Origin of the sequence: Prauserella aidingensis, assembly GCF_024171865.1 — a bacterium.
Taxonomy (GTDB): Bacteria; Actinomycetota; Actinomycetes; order Mycobacteriales; family Pseudonocardiaceae; genus Prauserella; species Prauserella aidingensis.
The window spans coordinates 101,405-118,062 of record NZ_JAMTCN010000011.1 but is presented as its reverse complement, the minus strand read 5'-3'; the positions used below and the strand labels follow the sequence as shown (position 1 = coordinate 118,062).

General features: G+C 73.0%; 11 protein-coding genes and 1 pseudogene. 1 reads left to right on the top strand and 11 read right to left on the bottom strand.

Features of this window, described 5'->3' with window-relative positions:
* Window positions 1-32: 32 nt before the first annotated feature.
* The 11 genes and pseudogenes from LY13_RS13645 to aspS form a co-directional block, all read right to left on the bottom strand.
* Complete coding sequence (locus LY13_RS13645) at window positions 33-1,172, bottom strand: endonuclease/exonuclease/phosphatase family protein (protein WP_253828818.1); 1,140 nt, start codon at window positions 1,170-1,172, stop codon at window positions 33-35.
* A gap of 183 nt (window positions 1,173-1,355) precedes the next feature.
* Window positions 1,356-2,210, bottom strand: coding sequence for a shikimate dehydrogenase (locus tag LY13_RS13640; RefSeq protein ID WP_253828780.1), 855 nt, complete (start codon window positions 2,208-2,210; stop codon window positions 1,356-1,358).
* On the bottom strand, window positions 2,204-3,664 hold the full coding sequence (locus LY13_RS13635; RefSeq protein WP_253828779.1) for an endolytic transglycosylase MltG: 1,461 nt from the start codon (window positions 3,662-3,664) through the stop codon (window positions 2,204-2,206). Before LY13_RS13635 ends, LY13_RS13640 begins: the two co-directional genes overlap by 7 nt.
* 629 nt (window positions 3,665-4,293) lie before the next feature.
* Entirely contained in the window at window positions 4,294-4,785 is a 492-nt protein-coding gene (ruvX, locus tag LY13_RS13630; RefSeq protein WP_253828778.1) for a Holliday junction resolvase RuvX, read from the bottom strand.
* Window positions 4,782-7,445 (bottom strand): alanine--tRNA ligase, encoded by a 2,664-nt coding sequence (gene alaS, locus LY13_RS13625; protein ID WP_253828777.1) that lies wholly within the window; start codon window positions 7,443-7,445, stop codon window positions 4,782-4,784. Before alaS ends, ruvX begins: the two co-directional genes overlap by 4 nt.
* A gap of 405 nt (window positions 7,446-7,850) precedes the next feature.
* Window positions 7,851-8,174 (bottom strand): annotated as a pseudogene (locus tag LY13_RS13620) (hypothetical protein); the annotation flags it as partial.
* Window positions 8,171-8,575 (bottom strand): DUF948 domain-containing protein, encoded by a 405-nt coding sequence (locus tag LY13_RS13615; RefSeq protein ID WP_183658843.1) that lies wholly within the window; start codon window positions 8,573-8,575, stop codon window positions 8,171-8,173. The pseudogene LY13_RS13620 and the gene LY13_RS13615, both read right to left, overlap by 4 nt.
* Window positions 8,576-8,758: 183 nt before the next feature.
* Window positions 8,759-10,162, bottom strand: a complete 1,404-nt coding sequence (locus tag LY13_RS13610) for a replication-associated recombination protein A (RefSeq protein WP_253828776.1) — start codon at window positions 10,160-10,162, stop codon at window positions 8,759-8,761.
* Window positions 10,135-10,986: an SGNH/GDSL hydrolase family protein gene (locus LY13_RS13605; protein WP_253828817.1), complete on the bottom strand. Its 852-nt coding sequence runs from the start codon at window positions 10,984-10,986 to the stop codon at window positions 10,135-10,137. The genes LY13_RS13610 and LY13_RS13605 overlap by 28 nt, the downstream gene beginning before the upstream one ends.
* Before the next feature lie 277 nt (window positions 10,987-11,263).
* Window positions 11,264-12,577: a phosphotransferase gene (locus LY13_RS13600; RefSeq protein WP_253828775.1), complete on the bottom strand. Its 1,314-nt coding sequence runs from the start codon at window positions 12,575-12,577 to the stop codon at window positions 11,264-11,266.
* A gap of 181 nt (window positions 12,578-12,758) precedes the next feature.
* Window positions 12,759-14,570: an aspartate--tRNA ligase gene (gene aspS / locus LY13_RS13595; RefSeq protein WP_253828774.1), complete on the bottom strand. Its 1,812-nt coding sequence runs from the start codon at window positions 14,568-14,570 to the stop codon at window positions 12,759-12,761.
* 204 nt (window positions 14,571-14,774) lie between these two features.
* Between aspS and LY13_RS13590 the strand changes: the two genes are divergently transcribed.
* On the top strand, window positions 14,775-16,619 hold the full coding sequence (locus LY13_RS13590) for a YibE/F family protein (RefSeq protein WP_253828773.1): 1,845 nt from the start codon (window positions 14,775-14,777) through the stop codon (window positions 16,617-16,619).
* The last annotated feature ends 39 nt before the right edge of the window (window positions 16,620-16,658 follow it).

Here is a 16,658-nt window from a genome sequence, read left to right as displayed (position 1 = left end):
CGCGCCTGCCGCGGCCGATGTGCTCCCGCGGATCAGGGCACGAACACGTCGACGTGGACCAGGTGGTGGTCGGACGTGTCGTTCAGCCGGGCCAGTGCGCTGCCCGGCTCCGGCCAGAACACGCCGTCGTGGTGGGGAATCAGCCCACGGGACGGCAGCACGTAGTCGACCCGCAGGTTTCCGGGTGATTCGTCGGCGAAGTCGGCGGTGTCGAGCCGTGCGGGGCCGATGTGCTCGTCGTTGGCGCCGCCCTGCTGGTCGGCGGCCACGACGGCGCCCTCACTGGCGGGCCGGGTGTCGCGCACGAGCGGCGCGTCGAGCAGTTGCGTGGCCGCGGCGTCGACGCTGTCGCCGTCGTACGGGTCGGCGTTGTAGTCGCCCGCGACGACGAACCGCTCCCCGGGCTTCAGACCACCGCGGCCGCCCGCGTCGTCGTAGATGTAGCGGCCCTTCCCCGGGGTCACGTAGTCCGCCCAGAAGCGGATTTCGTCGTGGTTGCGGGTGCCGTTGCGGTCCTCTTCGCCGTCGAAGCTCGGCGGGGTGGGGTGCGCGGTGAGGAAGTGCACGGTGCGGCCGCCGACCTCGATCGGCACGTCCCAGTGCGACTTCGACGACAGCCGCAGGACGTCGAGAATCTCGTCGGAGTACCAGTCGCCGTCCTCGGGTGTGGCCGGGTCGTCGGGCAGCGTCGCGCCGGGCATGTCCTTCCAGCGGAACTTCTGGAACGTGCGCACGGCGGCGGTGTCGATCGGGTGTTTCGACAGCACCAGCATTCCGTACTGGCCTTCGAAGTCGCCGAAGCCGTGCGCGTCGTCGGGGCCGCCGGTCTCGCCGTCCCGGTTGAGGTCGAAGCCCGTGGGCACGCCGGTGTTGACCGGTGCGGTGTAGGCGTGCGGATAGTCGATCGGCGCGGCGCCGTTCTGGCCCACCTCGAGGTAGTTCTCGCGGAACGCATCGGCCGCGGCACCGCCCGGGACGTGGTCGAACTCGTTCAGCAGCAGCACGTCGGGCCGGTTGCGCTGGACGACCTCGGCGACCTTGCGTGCCTGTTCGTCGTCGCCGGTGGACAGGTCCCGCAGCAGCTGCCCCTCGGTCGCACGGTTCAGCGACGCGTTGAAGGTCGCGAACCGTACGTTCTCGGGACCTCCCCGACCCGGGCCGGGATCGGCCATCGCCGGAACGGACGACACGACCAGTCCTGCCGATGCGGCCACACCGACGAACCCTGACAGCCAACGCGATCGACGCACAGTTACCTCCCGGAAGTCGCGCCCCACCTTACGAGTGACGGGTGAATTCCGGGCGTCCTTCAAGAAACGAGCGTCCACCGTCCGCACCGGGCGGCGGGCGGAAGCTCAGTCGAGCGGCAGCGGGACCTCGCCGCCGGTGGCCTCGCGCAACGCGTCGCGCATCGCCTCGCGGGGAGCCGCGCGGCCGGTGAACTGTTCCACCTGGCCGAACGCCTGGTGCAACAGCATGTCCAGACCGGTCGCGACACGGCCGCCACGCGCCGTCACGGCCTGTGCCAACGGGGTCGGCCACGGGTGGTAGATGACGTCGAGCGCGCACGGCACTCCGGCCAGCGCGTCGAGGTCGGCGGTCAGTGCCTCGGACGGCACGGTGCTGACCAGCAGGTCCGCGCCGGCGGCGAGGGCGGCGACGTCGACGTCCGCCCAGCGCAGCACCTCGACGTCGAGTCCCACGCGCCGCGCGGCCTCGATCGTCTCCGCGGCCCTCGCCGGTTCCCGCACGACCAGCGCGACCGAGGTCAGGTCCAGCTCCGCCGCGGCCACGACCACGGCCGCGGCCGTGCCGCCCGCGCCGATCACCACCGCCCGGCCGCCGCCGGTGAACCCGCCCGCACACCGCAGGGCGCCGACGACGCCGTCGACGTCGGTGCAGTCGGCCCGCCACCCGCCGTCGCCGGGGACGAGCGTGTTGGCCGCGCCCACGGCACGCGCCCGCGGCGTGGCCTCCACCGCGTGCGCCAGCGCCGCGCGTTTCCCGGGCATGGTCACCGACAATCCGGCCCACTCCGGGCCGAGACCGTCGACGAACGCGGGCAGCCCGGCGTCGTCCATGTCGATGCGCTCGTAGGTCCAGCCGGGCAGGTCCAGCGCCCGGTACGCCGCACCGTGGAGTACGGGCGAGAGCGAATGGTCGACGGGCCTGCCGAGCACCGCGGCCCGGCGTGCGCCTCCGCTCACCACACCCCCTTGCTCTGGGCCCGATCGACTTCCTTCCTGTGCTGGGGATACGTCTCGCTGAAGCACGAGAGACCGTTCTCCTCGCACAGCACGAAGTACTTCCACGGACCTTCCTGCGGGGACTCCGCCGCGGCGATCGCCTTCTGGCTCGCCGCACCCAGCGGTGTCGCGGGCAGGCCCTTCCGGGTGTAGGTGTTGTGCGGGCCGTCCTCGTACCGCGCATCTTCCTTCGTGCGGATCGTCGGATTCTTCACCGCGTAGTTGATGGAGGAGTCCATCTCCAGCGCCATCCCGGCGCTCAGCCGGTTCTCGATCACCCGGGCGATCTTGCCGAAGTCGGCCTCCACACCTTCGACCTGCACGATCGACGCGATGGTCAGGACCTCGTACGGCGAATGGCCCGTTCCCTCCGCGGCGTCCGGCAGGCCCGCAGCCTCCAGCCGCGTCGCCGACGTCGTCAGCACCTCGGTGAGCAGCTTGCGGGCATCCCAGCCCGGCCGGACGTTGTAGATACCCGGCGTGATGAGACCTTCGAGGCGGTGTTCCGGCCCCTTCTGCTGGGCCGGTTTCGCAGCCCACTCGGGCACGCCCAGCTCCGTCAGGTCCGTCGTCCGGACCGTCTCCTGCATGTCGTCGACGCTGACGCACGTGCTCTCACCGTTGAGGTCGGCGCACGACGCCTCGGAGAGCAGGCTCAGCACACCGGACTTCGGGCTGTCCCCGCCCCGGTCGGCCAACCGGGTGCCCGCGCGGATCTCGGCCTGCCCCACCTGGGCGTCCGGACCCACGAGTGTCTCGACCGCACTGGTGCCCGAGGCCTTGGTCTTGACCACGTAGTAGCCGGGCTGGATCGCCAGCACCCGTTGGTCGTCCTTCGCCGCCTCGACGAACGCGTCGGGGCTCGCCACGGCGTCGAGTTTCGCCAGCTTCGACGCGATGACACCCGTCGAATCGCCCTGTTCGACGTGCAGCAGGACGTCCTTGTCGCCGGGTCCCTCGTAGTCCTCGTACCCGAAGCCGAGCAGTTCTCGCGCACCGATGTAGGCGCCGCCCGCGAGGAGTGCCAGCACCATGAGCGCCGCCACCCATCGGAAGGCGCGCCGGCCGCGGCGCCGCTTCGTCGGCGGCGGATCGTCACCGTCGTCGCCGCCGAGGATGTACGACGGCTCCGCGCGGTCGTCGTCCTCGTCGTCGCCGTGGCCGTCGCGCTCGTCGTCGTAGCCGTCGTCGTAATGGTCGTCGTAATAGTCGCGGTCGACGTCCTCGTACTCGTCGTAGCGAGCCGCGTCGTCGTACCCGTCGTCGAAGCGAGCCACGCCGTCATCGTCGTACCCGTCGTCGTAGTACGGGTCGGCGGCATACGGATCCGCGGCGTACGAGTCGACTGCGTACGGGTCGGCGACCGGGTCCTCGTCGACGACGTCGAAGCTCTGCGTCGGACGTTCGTCCGGGTGCACGCCGTGGTTCGGACCCGGACGCGGCTCGTGCTGCCGGGCTGCGGGGTCGTGCCCCGGCGCGCGACGGGGCCGGGGCGCACGCGGAGGCTCCGGCGGAGCGCCGTCCGCGGCGTGCCGAGCGTGGCGCGGTGGACGCGGACCGTCCTCGCCCGCGGGAGGGACGGATCCGGCGGGCGGCATCGACGGCCGCGAGCGGTCGCCGCGCCCGGGTGGCGGGTCCTCCGCCGCCGAGGTGCGCGGCGGTTCGGGCCGGCGTGGGGGCGCAGGCGGTGGTTCCTGCGGAGCGCGGCGCGCCCCGCCCTCGGGTGGAGGCTGCCTGCGCGGACGCTTCGGCGGCGGCCCGGGCGGCGGCCCCGGGGGCTGCTGCCGATCGTGGGCCGGGCCGCGCGGGGGCTGCCCGTCAGGACGACGCGCCGCGGGCGGCCGCGGCGGCTCCGCGTGCGGCGGTTCCGACGGCCGACCTTCCGAACGCCGACCTTCCGAACGCCGACCTTCCGAACGCCGGGAATCCGCGTGCCGGGGGTCGTCCGGCTGCGGTGGCTCGTGCGCGCTCGGCGTCGCCGTGCCGGGGCGCCGGGGCGGACGGGGGTCACGCGGGTCGCGCGGCGGGGGTCCGTCGTGCGGGCTCGTCATGCCGGTCCGGTCCCCCTCGCGATCGCCGCGCCACGGGCGTCGAGCCACGCCTGCAGGATCTCCACGGCCGCGGCCTGGTCCACGACCGCACGCTGCTTCTTGCCCTTGACACCGCGCTGCGACAGCATCCGGCTCGCGGTGACGGTCGTCAGTCGCTCGTCCGCCAGTCGCACCGGAGTCGCGATCCGCTCGCCGAGCCGCCGCGCGTAGTCCGCCGCGATCTCGGCGGCGGAACCGTGCCGATCGGCCAACGTTCTGGGGAGTCCCACGATCACCTCGACCACGTCGTGTTCGGCGACGAGCCCCGCGAGCTCGCCGATGTCGGTATTCCCCTCCGAGTCCCGGGCCAGCGTAACGAGCGGAGTCGCCAGCATGGGGCCGGGATCGCTCAGTGCCACCCCGACTCGGACGGAACCGACATCCACGGCGAGCCGACGACCCGGCCCGGGGTCGTCGGCCCCGGGCCGGTCCGGCTCCACGTCACTCACCCGTTCGCGAGGGCGTTCCGCAACGCCGCGATCGCCTGGTCGATACCGGCCGGGTTGCTGCCGCCGCCCTGCGCCATGTCCGGCTTGCCGCCGCCGCGGCCGCCGACGGCCTCGGCGAACGACGGGACGAGCGTGCCCGCGGCGAGGCCCTTGTCCCGGGCCGCCGACGTCGTCGCGACGACGAAGCTGACCTTGCCGTCATCGGACGGCGCGAACAGCGCGACGACACCGGGGCGGGAGCCGAGCCGGTTGCGGACCTCGCCCGCGAGCGCACGCACGCCGGCCGCATCGATACCGCCGTCGAGCTTCCGCGCGACCAGCGCGACGCCCGCGACGTCCTCGGCGCCGTCGGCCAGCGAGCCCGCCGAACCGAGGACCTGCTGGGTCTTGAGCTGCTCGATCTCCTTCTCCGCGCTGCGCAGGCGCGCCAGCACGTCCTCGATGCGCTCGGGTACCTGCTCGGCGGGCACCTTCAGCGTGCCCGCCAGCTGCGACACGAGGAGCTGCTCCTTCCGCACCTGGCGAAGGGCGTCGGTGCCGACCAGCGCCTCGACGCGGTGCACCCCCGAGCCGATCGACGCGTCGGACACGAGCTTGACCAGGCCGAGCTCACCGATCCGGCCGACGTGAGTGCCGCCGCACAGCTCGCGCGAGTAGTCGCCCATGTCGACCACCCGTACGTCGTTGCCGTACTTCTCGCCGAACAGCGCGATCGCGCCGAGTTCGAGCGCCTTGTCCTTCGTCGTCGTGTACGCGGACACCTCGACGTCGGTCTGCAGGTAGTCGTTGACCTCTTCCTCGACCTCGGTCAGCACGTCCGACGACACGGCGCCCGGCGTGGTGAAGTCGAACCGCATCCGGCCGGGCGAGTTCAGCGAACCGGCCTGTGCGGCCCGGTTCCCGTACGCGCCCCGGACCGCGGCGTGGACCAGGTGCGTCGCCGAGTGCGACCGCGCGACCGACTGCCGCCGCGTCTCGTCGACCGACGCCGTCAGCTCCGTGTCGAGCGCGAGCTCACCGCCCGTGACCTCACCGCGGTGGACGAACAGGCCCGGCACGAGCTTCTGCACGTCGGTGATGGTGACCTCGACGCCGTGGCCCACGAGCACGCCGGTGTCGGCGATCTGGCCACCGCTCTCGCCGTAGAACGGGGTGCGGTCGAGGATGATCTCGGCCTTGCTGCCCTCGCCGAGGACGGACACCGGCTGCCCGTCCGAGAGCAGTCCGAGGACCGTGGCCGTGGCCTGCAGGTCCGTGTACCCGAGGAACTCCGTCTCGCCGTGCTGTTCGAGCAGGCGCCGGTAGACCGACAGGTCGCCGTGGCCGGTCTTGCGGGAGGCCGCGTCGGCCTTCGCCCGCTGCCGCTGCTCCTCCATGAGCGTGCGGAAGCCGTCCTCGTCGACGGACAGGCCCTGTTCGGCTGCCATCTCGAGGGTCAGGTCGATCGGGAAGCCGTAGGTGTCGTGCAGCTGGAACGCCTTGTCACCGGCCAGGATCGACCCGCCGGAGCGCTTCGTCTCCTGGGCGGCCAGGTCGAAGATGCGCGAGCCGCTGGTCAGGGTCGCCAGGAACGATTCCTCCTCCTGGCGCATGACGTCGCTGATGCGGTCGAAGTCGCGTGCGATCTCGGGGTACGACGGCGCCATCGCGTCACGCACCACCTGGGCGAACTCGGGCAGCACCGGTTCGTGGACGCCGAGCAGCCGGACGGCGCGGACGATCCGCCGCAGCAGCCGCCGCAGCACGTAGCCGCGGGCCTCGTTGCCCGGCGTGACGCCGTCGCCGATGAGCATCACGCCGGAACGGGCGTGGTCCGCGATGACGCGGAAGCGCACGTCGTCGGCGTGGTCGGAGCCGTACCGCCTGCCGGAGAACTCCTCGGCCCGCGCGATGACGGGGCGCACCAGGTCGGTCTCGTAGACGTTGTCCACGCCCTGCAGCAGGAAGGCGACGCGCTCGATGCCCATGCCAGTGTCGATGTTCTTCTGCGGCAGTTCACCGATCGGCGCGTGGCCCAGCTTGGGACTCTGCTCGCCGCGGATGTCCTGCATGAACACGAGGTTCCAGATCTCGAGGTACCGATCCTCGTCGACCACGGGACCGCCGTCGCGGCCGTACTCGGGGCCGCGGTCGTAGTAGATCTCCGAGCACGGACCGCCGGGACCGGGTACGCCCATGTCCCAGTAGTTGTCCTTGCCGTCCCGCACCTGGATCCGCTCGGACGGGATGCCGGTGATCTCGCGCCACAGGCCCGCGGCCTCGGCGTCGTGTTCGTAGACGGTCACCCAGAGCCGCGCCGGGTCGAACCCGAGGCCGCCCGCGTCCTGCGAGGACGTCAGCAGCTCCCAGGCCCGTGCGATCGCGCCTTCCTTGAAGTAGTCGCCGAACGAGAAGTTGCCGGCCATCTGGAAGAACGTGTTGTGGCGCGTGGTCTTGCCGACCTCGTCGATGTCGCCGGTGCGCACGCACTTCTGCACGCTCGTCGCACGCGGGTACGGCGGCGGGACCTCGCCGAGGAAGTAGGGCTTGAACTGGACCATGCCGGCGTTGACGAACAGCAGCGTCGGGTCGTCCAGGATCAGGGACGCGCTGGGCACGCGGGTGTGGCCGTGGTTCTCGAAGTGGTCGAGGAACCGTTTGCTGATTTCGTGTGTTTCCACTGGAGCTTCCTCGCAGATGTGGCGGCGGTTCCGGGCCGGCGGGTGCACCGGGGTGCTCGCCGGTTCCGGGTTCCCCGACCGTCGCAGCGGTATGAGCGACGACCGCCGTCGGGGAGCCCGCCGCCGGTGGGATCGGCGGTCTGGTTCGGCAGACCGCCTACGGCGTCGGACCGGGGCGGCGGAAGGCACAGGCGGGCGACGGGGCCCGGTGGCCTGGTGGCCTCAGCCTTCCGCCCGCGGAGCTCGCGACCTGCGCTGCGCCGACGGCCTGCCACCCTGGCCACGTCCCGGTTGGGGAAGGCCTTGCTGACCGGCCTGGCCCGCGGGGCGAGCGGGTCGCGGCGGGCGTCCACCGGTCTGACCGGGCGCGCCCGCCTGCGGGGGCGCCGACGCCGGAGACGACATCCTCGCCTGCTGCACCGGCCTGCCGGGCTGTGCCGACCGACCCGATTGTGCCGACCGACCGGGCTGTGCCGACCGATCAGGCTCCGGCGGCCGGACCTGCGTCACCGGGCGGTCCACGATCCGACTCAGCTCCTGCTCCCGCTCACTCATGCCGGCGCGGACGTCCGCTCCGAACGCGCCGACGGCGCCGGCGAGTTCACGCACGGCGTCACCCAGGTTCGAGGCTACGCCCACCGGAGTGGCTTGACGAGCGGTCTCACTGGCCTTGCGGGACAGCGTGACGCCTGCGGCCACGCCGACTCCCAGCCAGAACAGGCGTTTCATCGCTTGCTCTTCCTCCCGCGCCGGAGCGTGTGCTTGCCGTTCTCGGCCTTCGCCGCGCGGCGCGCCTTGATCGCCTTGCTCATGCCGTACGACAGCGCCGCGGTCTTCACCAGCGGCCCGCCGAGCGTCGCGGTGAACACCGACGACAGCGCGGAAGCGTTGCCGGACACGGTGCGCACATCGGACGTGATGCCGTCGACCCGTTCCAGTTGGGTGTTGACGTGCGTGATCGTGTCGCTGGCCCCGTGCAACAGCGGGTCGGTGTTCTCGTGCGCCTTGCGGATCGCGACCGTGGCTTCGTCGAGCGTACGACCGAGCTTGACCAGCGCGATCACCAAGAACAACACCAGCAGCACGAAGGCGCCCGCGGCGACCAGTGCGGCGATCTGCCCTGCCGACACGTGCCCTCCCTATTCATGGATCGGTGAGACGGTCCCTTGGGTCGATGGGAACTGTGAGGCTACCGTGCGCCACCCCGTCCGGAGCGGCAGCCCTGCCTCTCGGTGACCCAGCGTGTCGCACCCGTACTCCGTGCAGGCCCGCGTGGGCGGCCGCGGCGGGCCGGTCGCCCACGCGCGGGGACGTCACCGCCCTTCGCCGGGGTCGCCTCGTTCGCCGCGGATGGTGCGCCGCAGCCGCGGCACGCGCTCGGCCAGCGTCCGCTCGGCGCCGCGCTGCGTGGGGGCGTAGTAGTCGCGGCCCACGAGCTCGTCCGGCGGGTACTGCTGGGCGAGCACGCCCTCCGGCACGTCGTGCGGGTAGCGGTAGCCCTGCGCGTGGCCGAGCGCCGCGGCGCCGGTGTAGTGACCGTCCCGCAGGTGCGGCGGCACCGTTCCGGCACCCCCGGCCCTGACGTCGGCGAGCGCACCGTCGATGGCCGCGATGACGGCGTTGGACTTCGGCGCGGTCGCCAGGTGCACGGTGGCCTGCGCCAGCGCCAGCCTGCCCTCGGGCATGCCGATGAACTGCACCGCGTGGGCGGCGGCGACCGCGGACTGCAGCGCCGTCGGGTCGGCCATGCCGATGTCCTCGCTCGCGTGCACGACGAGGCGGCGGGCGATGAACCGGGGATCCTCCCCCGCCTCGATCATGCGGGCGAGGTAGTGGACGGCGGCGTCGACGTCCGAGCCGCGGATCGACTTGATGAACGCGCTGATCACGTCGTAGTGCTGGTCGCCGTCCCGGTCGTAGCGGACGGCGGCCTTGTCCACGGTCGCCTCGACGGTCTCCAGGCCGATCACGGCCGGCTCGTCCGGGGCCGCGGAGACGCTCACGGCGTCCGCGGCGGCCTCCAGGGCCGTGAGGGCGCGCCGGGCGTCGCCGGAGGCGAGTCGGACGAGGTGGCCGTGGGCCTCGTCGGTGAGCTCGAACCGGCCCGCCAGACCGCGCTCGTCGGTCAGCGCCCGGCCGAGCAGCCCGGCGACGTCGTCGTCGGTGAGCGGCCGCAGCTGCAGCACCAGCGACCGCGACAGCAACGGTGAGACGATCGAGAAGGACGGGTTCTCCGTCGTCGCCGCGACGAGCAGCACGGTGCGGTCCTCGACGGCCCCGAGCAGCGCGTCCTGCTGGGTCTTCGAGAACCGGTGCACCTCGTCGATGAACAGCACGGTGTCCTCGGCGTTGTACTTGCGCCGCCTGCGGGCCTCCTCGATGACCCCGCGGACCTCCTTGACACCCGCCGACAGGGCCGACAGCGCGACGAACCGCCTGCCGGTCGCCGTCGACACGAGGTTCGCGAGCGTCGTCTTGCCGGTGCCCGGCGGGCCGTAGAGCAGCACCGACGCCGGGGCCGCGCCCTCCACGAGCCTCCGCAGCGGCGCGCCTTCGCCGAGCAGGTGCTGCTGGCCGACGACCTCGTCGAGCGACGCGGGCCGCATCCGGACGGCCAACGGCGAACCGGGTGGCGGTTCGGGTGGCGCCTGCGGCTGGTCCGACACCGGCGGGGGCGCCACGTCCTCGTTCACCGTGAAGAGTTCGTCTTGCTGCACCCCTCGACCGTAATCGGCGGCGCCCGCAGGAGTGACACGACGGGCGCCCTGCCGGTTCCCGCGGCCCGCACCCCTGCCCGGACCAGGTCGCGCGCCACGATCCCGGCGGCGTGCGGCACCAGGTCCCTGCCGCGGCGCCACAACCACGGCACTCCCTTGCCGAGCAGCCAGGCGACGTGGTCGACGGTCCGGGCGGAGGCCCCTCCCGAGCACACGAGCGACACCGGCTCCGGGACGGCGAACCCCTCGCCGGCGAGCGCCTCCGTGACGGCCAGGGCCAGCAGCCGGTGACCCCGTTCGGAGGGATGGAGCCGGTCGACACTCCAGGAGTCCAGGTCGTAGGCGCCGGGCAGGACGTCGAGGTCGACGCACAGCGCACCGCGGCGGGCCACGACCGTGTCGACGACGTCGTTGAGCGCGTCCACCCGGGTCGCGTGCGCCCGGCGCAGCGGTCCGGGCAGGCGGAACACGCGCCCGTGGTCGTGGAAGCGGACCGTGACGACCGTCGTGCCCGCGTCCTGCAGGGCGGACACGGTGGTGTCGAGGTCGTCCGCCAGCGCCGAGGTGTCGAAGTCGGACCGCAGCGTGTCGTTCATCCCCGCGATCACGACGGCGACGTCCGGGGCGGTGTCGAGCACGCCGGGCAGCTGGACGGTGCGCACGCAGCCGACCCGCGCACCGGTGAACGACACGTTGGCGTAGCGGTCCGCGGGGACGCCGAGCGCCTCGGCGACCAGGGGGCCGACGCCGCGCCAGGCACCGCCGGGCAACGGGTCGCCGAGGCCGACGGCCGTGGAGTCGCCCAGGACGGCGAGCCGCTCCACACGGCGGGGCGGCGCGACCGCCGGCTCCCCGGCGGCAGGTGGGGCGGGCACCCGGGGCCGGACGGACGGGACGGACGGCAGGGGGTCGGACGGAGGGGGATCGTCGGGCAGGACGGTGGGGCGCGGAAGGCGGTCCGGCTGTACGCGGCTGTCGAGCGTCACAGGGGCACGGTCGCGCGCCCGTGCGCACCCGCGGTGAGACCCGGGTAACGAGGTGGATACGGGCCGGCGAACCTTGACGTCACCGCCCCCGCACCCGGCGGAACACGGGAACGCCTCAGCGGAACGCCGGGTACAGCGGCAGTTCGAGGTCCGGGCCGAATCGCCCGTCGAGCGCGCGGGCGACGGCCCCGGCATGGTCGGCGACGGCGGCGCCGTCGGCCGGGTCACCGGCACGGCCCGCGTGGTCGGCGAGGTCGCGCCACCACGTGGCGAGCGCCGCGGCGCGCGCCGTGGCCGTGCCGCGCTCGTGACCACGTGCGCGGTCGCCGTTGTCACGGTTCTCGGCGGCGGCCCCCTCGCCGGCGAGCGTGGGCAGCCACCGGCACGTCGCCTCCCACACGAGCAGCTGCGCGGCGTCGGTCAGGTACCGGTCGAGCGTGTCCTCCTCGGCCAGGGACGGCCACAGATCGGCCACCTCGGCACGCCACGACGTGATCATCGCCTCGCTGACGCCCGCGGGCAGGCCCAGCGGCTCGGGGCCGGACACGAACGGCACCAGCATGTGTGCCGCGTCCACGAGCGCGCTGCGCACGCGTCCCCGTTCGAAGTCGAGGAACCGCACGCCGTCGCCGGTGACGAGGTTGTTGTCGGGCCAGAGGTCCACCGGGCTGAACGCACGGAACGCCGCCGACCGCGCCTGCTCGGCAGCGCGCTGCGCCGCGGCCACGACCTCGGGTGGCGTGTCGATACCGAGTGTCTCCCCGAGCAACGCGGGCGCCTCGGCCGCCGCGTCCACCGGGTCGGCCGCCCCTGCGGTGGCTGTCGTGGCGACGGGGGCGGCCGGTGCGGACGAGTCCGACTGTCCCGACCCCGGCCCGGCCTTGCCGAGCCGTCGGAGCAGGGCGTTGAAGTCCGCCTCACGGTTGGCCGTGCTGAAGTGCATTCGACCCAGCGTCCGTGCCCAGGACAGCAGGGCGGTTTCCGCCGCGCGGGCGTCGGATCCGCTCAGCTTGTCCTGCAGCGTCGGCGCCCGGCCCAGGTCGTCGATCACGAGCAGCCGGTGGTCCGCGCTGTGCGCGAGGATCTCCGGGCAGGTGCGGTCGTCGGCGGACAGCGCCGTGAACAGCTGGTAGCTGGCCGCCTCGCGGGCGAACGCGTCGTCCTCGCCCTCGCCCGGTTCGTCGGGATAGTGCTTGATGACGAGCGTGCGGGGCAGGGAGAACGGCGACGACGCCACCCGGGCGCGCACCACCGTGGCGGGGCCGCTCCCGGCGAGGTCCTCGGCGTCGACCAGGGAGATCGTACTGCCGAATCGCTGCGCGAGAACCGCCTCCGCAGCCGTCACCGCGGCCATGGCGGTATCACTGGAGGAAGTGTCCGCTCCTGTGCCGACGGTCGAATCGTCGGCAGGAGGGGTGTCCACAGTCATTGGCTCCGACCCTACTAGTGCGACGGGAACAGTGACCACAATCAGGTGACCGCAATCCGCGCCACACGGCGACATTCGACCGTGCGGCCCATGCGGCGTCACGTCGCGAGCGGTCGCGGAGCCCACCCGCGTCCCCCGACTGCCGGAACGCTCGCTCCGCAGCCGCCCACGACCGCGCGTGCTACTGGGCGGCCCCGTGCTCGGCGGGCTGCGCCGGCGTGGCCGGCTGGGAGGGCTTGGCGGGCTTCGCGTCGACGCCCGCCTCCTTCCGCTGCTGCGCCGTGATCGGTGCGGGCGCGCTGGTCAGCGGGTCGAACCCGCCGCCGGTCTTCGGGAACGCGATGACGTCGCGCAGCGAGTCGGCACCCGCCAGCAGCATCACGATGCGGTCCCAGCCGAAGGCGATACCGCCGTGCGGCGGCGGGCCGTACTGGAACGCGTCGAGCAGGAAGCCGAACTTCTCCTGCGCGTCCTCCTCCGAGATGCCCATGACCTCGAACACGCGGCGCTGCACGTCCCCGCGGTGGATACGAATCGAACCGCCGCCGATCTCGTTGCCGTTGCAGACGAGGTCGTAGGCGTAGGCCAGGGCGTTCCCGGGGTCGCTGTCGAACGTGTCGACCCACTCGGGCTTCGGCGAGGTGAACGCGTGGTGCAGGGCCGTCCACTGGCCGGTGCCGACCGCGACGTCGTCGGTCTCGTCGGCCGCCTCGAACATCGGCGCGTCGACGATCCAGACGAACGACCAGGCGTTCTCGTCGACGAGGCCGAGCCGGTCGGCGATCTCCCCGCGCGCCGCACCGAGCAGGCCACGCGCGCTGTTCGGCGTGCCCGCGGCGAAGAAGATGCAGTCGCCGGGGTTCGCCCCGACGGCGTCGGCCAGCCCGGCCTTCTCCTCCTCGGAGATGTTCTTGGCCACCGGGCCCGACAGCGTGCCGTCCTCACCGACCAGGACGTAGGCGAGCCCCTTGTGCCCGCGCTGCTTGGCCCACTCCTGCCAGGCGTCGAGCGTGCGCCGCGGCTGGTCGGCCCCACCGGGCATCACGACCGCACCGACGTAGGGCGCCTGGAACACCCGGAACGGAGTGTCGGCGAAGAACTCGGTCAGCTCGGTCAGTTCCAGGCCGAACCGCAGGTCGGGCTTGTCCGAGCCGTACTTGGCCATCGCCTCGGCGTAGCTCATCCGGCGGAACGTCTCGGGCAGCTCGACGTCGATCAGCTTCCACAGCTGCCGGACGATCTTCTCGCCGAGCGCGATGACGTCGTCCTGTTCGACGAAGCTCATCTCGATGTCGAGCTGCGTGAACTCGGGCTGCCGGTCGGCGCGGAAGTCCTCGTCGCGGTAACAGCGGGCGATCTGGAAGTAGCGCTCCAACCCGCCGACCATCAGCAGCTGCTTGAACAGCTGGGGCGACTGCGGAAGGGCGTACCAGGAGCCGGGCCGCAGCCGGGCGGGTACGAGGAAGTCACGGGCGCCCTCGGGCGTCGACCGGGTCATGGTGGGCGTCTCGACCTCGACGAAGTCCTCGTCGTGCAGCACGTTCCGCGCGACGCGGTTGACGTCGCTGCGCAGCCGCATGTTGCGGGCCTGACCGTCGCGGCGCAGGTCGAGGTAACGGTGCTTGAGCCGCACCTCCTCACCGACGTCGAGGCGCTCGTCCACCGGGAACGGCAGCGGCGCCGCCTCCGACAGCACGTCGAGGTCGTTGACGTACACCTCGAGGTCGCCGGTCGTGATCTCCGGGTTCTCGTTGCCCTCCGGGCGCTTCGACACCTCGCCGGAGACCTTGATGCAGTACTCGGCCCGCAGGTTGTGCGCGCGCTCGGCCATCTCGCCCTCGCGGAACACGATCTGGGCGACGCCACTGGCGTCCCGCAGATCGACGAAGATCACCCCGCCGTGATCGCGCCGCCTGGCCACCCAGCCGGTCAGGGTGACGGTCTGGCCAACGTGCTCGGCACGCAGCGTGCCGGCGTCGTGAGTGCGAAGCACTGCGCAGGGTCCTCTCGGAAAGCGGAGAATACGGTCGGACAACAGCGGCGGCGACACCGCCGACGGCCCAGGTTAACGAATCACCCGCGGCGCATCGCCACCAGGTTTCCCGCCCGCTCCGTGTCTCACCCGGGCGTCACCGGGCCTGCTCCGGCCCCGGGACCTGGCACCCGGCCCGCCGCACCGGCCCGCGAGGATGTCCCCGTGCCCCGCGACTTCTCCGACGACGACACGGGCCCGGTCCTGCCCGAACCGATCCCGCCCCACGAGGGACCCGCCGGGTCTCGTCCCCGCCGGGCTCCCCGCAGGACGGATCCCCGCGACGAGCAGCCGCGACGCCGGCCCCGACCCGGAACGACCGGGCGAGCGCCCGCCCGTGGGAACGACGGCGACAGCGGCGCCCCGGCGCCCGCGGACCGGCCCGAACGCGGCAGGCGGCCCCGCGACCCGGCCGCGAGCCCGGCGCCCCCACGGGAGGCGGGCGCGCGTCCCGGTGTCCGCGATACCGCCGACGGGCTCGACCCCACCCGCACCCGGCCGCGCCGCGCCGCCGACCGCGACACCGGTCCGAGGCGGCACGGCACCGCACGCCCCGGCGACGGGCCGGAGAAGCCGCACGGCCGCACCCGCTCCGGCGAGCAGACGCCGTCGACCGCAGCCACAGCCGCACACGGACACGGACACGGACACGGACACGGACACGGACACGGACACGGACACGGACACGGACACGGACACGAGCCTGCGGCACCGGCCTCGCGCCGGGTACGGGTCCTGCTGACCGCCCTGCTCGCGCCGTTCGCGCTCGCCGCGCTCGCCGCCGTCGTGCTGCTGTACTCGTGGGGAGAGCAGGACGTCCGCGGCCACGCCGTCGGCGAGCCCGTCCACGGCGACGTGGTCTCCTCCGAACTGGGGCCGTGCCTGTCCCCGGGCCAGGTGCAGGTCGGCGACCCGGGCGAGGGCGGACCGTGCCAGCAGATCGAGATCACGCTCACCGACGGCCCCGCCGAGGGCCGCACGATCGCCCAGAGCCTGCCGGCGGGGCAGGGCAATCCGCGATTCGCCGCGGGCGACGCGGTCGTGCTGTCCTACAGCGGCGCCGACCCACAGGCCGGGTCCTCCTACCAGGTCCGCGACTTCCAACGCAGCCTGCCGCTCGCCCTGCTGGCGGGCCTGTTCGCGCTCGCCGTCGTCGTGCTGGGCCGGTGGCGGGGTGTCGCGGCGCTCGGCGCGCTGGCCGTCACCGCGGTGATCATCGGGCTGTTCGTGCTGCCGTCGATCCTCCACGGCGGCGACCCGCTGCTCGTGGCGATCGCCGGCGCCGGGCTCATCATGTTCGTCGCGCTCTACACGACCCACGGCTTCTCGGCGCGCACGTCGGCCGCGGTGCTCGGGACGATGGTGAGTCTGTCGCTCATCGGACTGATCGCCGCCGTGTTCGCCGGTGCCGCGAGCCTGACCGGTCTCGACGAGAGCACCTCCACGCTGATCGGCTCGCTCGGGCACGGCATCGACGCACGGGGCCTGCTGCTGGCGGGGATCGTCATCGGTGCGCTCGGTGTGCTCGACGACGTGACGGTCACGCAGGCGAGCGCCGTCTGGGAACTGCACCGCGCGAACCCGCGGCAGTCGTGGCGGGAGCTCTACGGCGCCGCGCTGCGGATCGGCCGCGCCCACGTCGGCTCGGCCGTCAACACCCTGGTCATGGCATACGCGGGTGCGGCACTGCCCGCGCTGCTGCTGGCGTCGCTGTCCGACGTCGGGCTGGGGCCGATCCTGACGTCGCAGGAGCTGGCGTCCGAGATCGTGCGCACGCTGGCGGGCAGCATCGGGATCATCGCGGCGGTACCGGTGACGACGCTGCTCGCGGCACTGATCGTGGTGCGGGAGGAGAACCACGCCGTCCCTGCCGCCGAGGAGCGCACCGATTCCCGCGGTCCGGCCGATCCCGCCGACGTGGACCCGGCAGGCGGCGACGGCGAGTCCGACGATCCGGCCGGCGCCGGCGGCTGCACCGATCGTCACAGCAGTCACACCCGTCACGCCTGACCACAGCAGCCACAGAACCGCAGGGCGCCGCGCTGCGGA

What these genes read in the sequence shown, in the direction of transcription:
- LY13_RS13645 (WP_253828818.1), bottom strand. Translation starts at nt 1,172, where the DNA reads ATGGCCGATCCCGGCCCGGGTCGGGGAGGTCCCGAGAACGTACGGTTC.
- LY13_RS13600 (WP_253828775.1), bottom strand. Translation starts at nt 12,577, where the DNA reads ATGACTGTGGACACCCCTCCTGCCGACGATTCGACCGTCGGCACAGGA.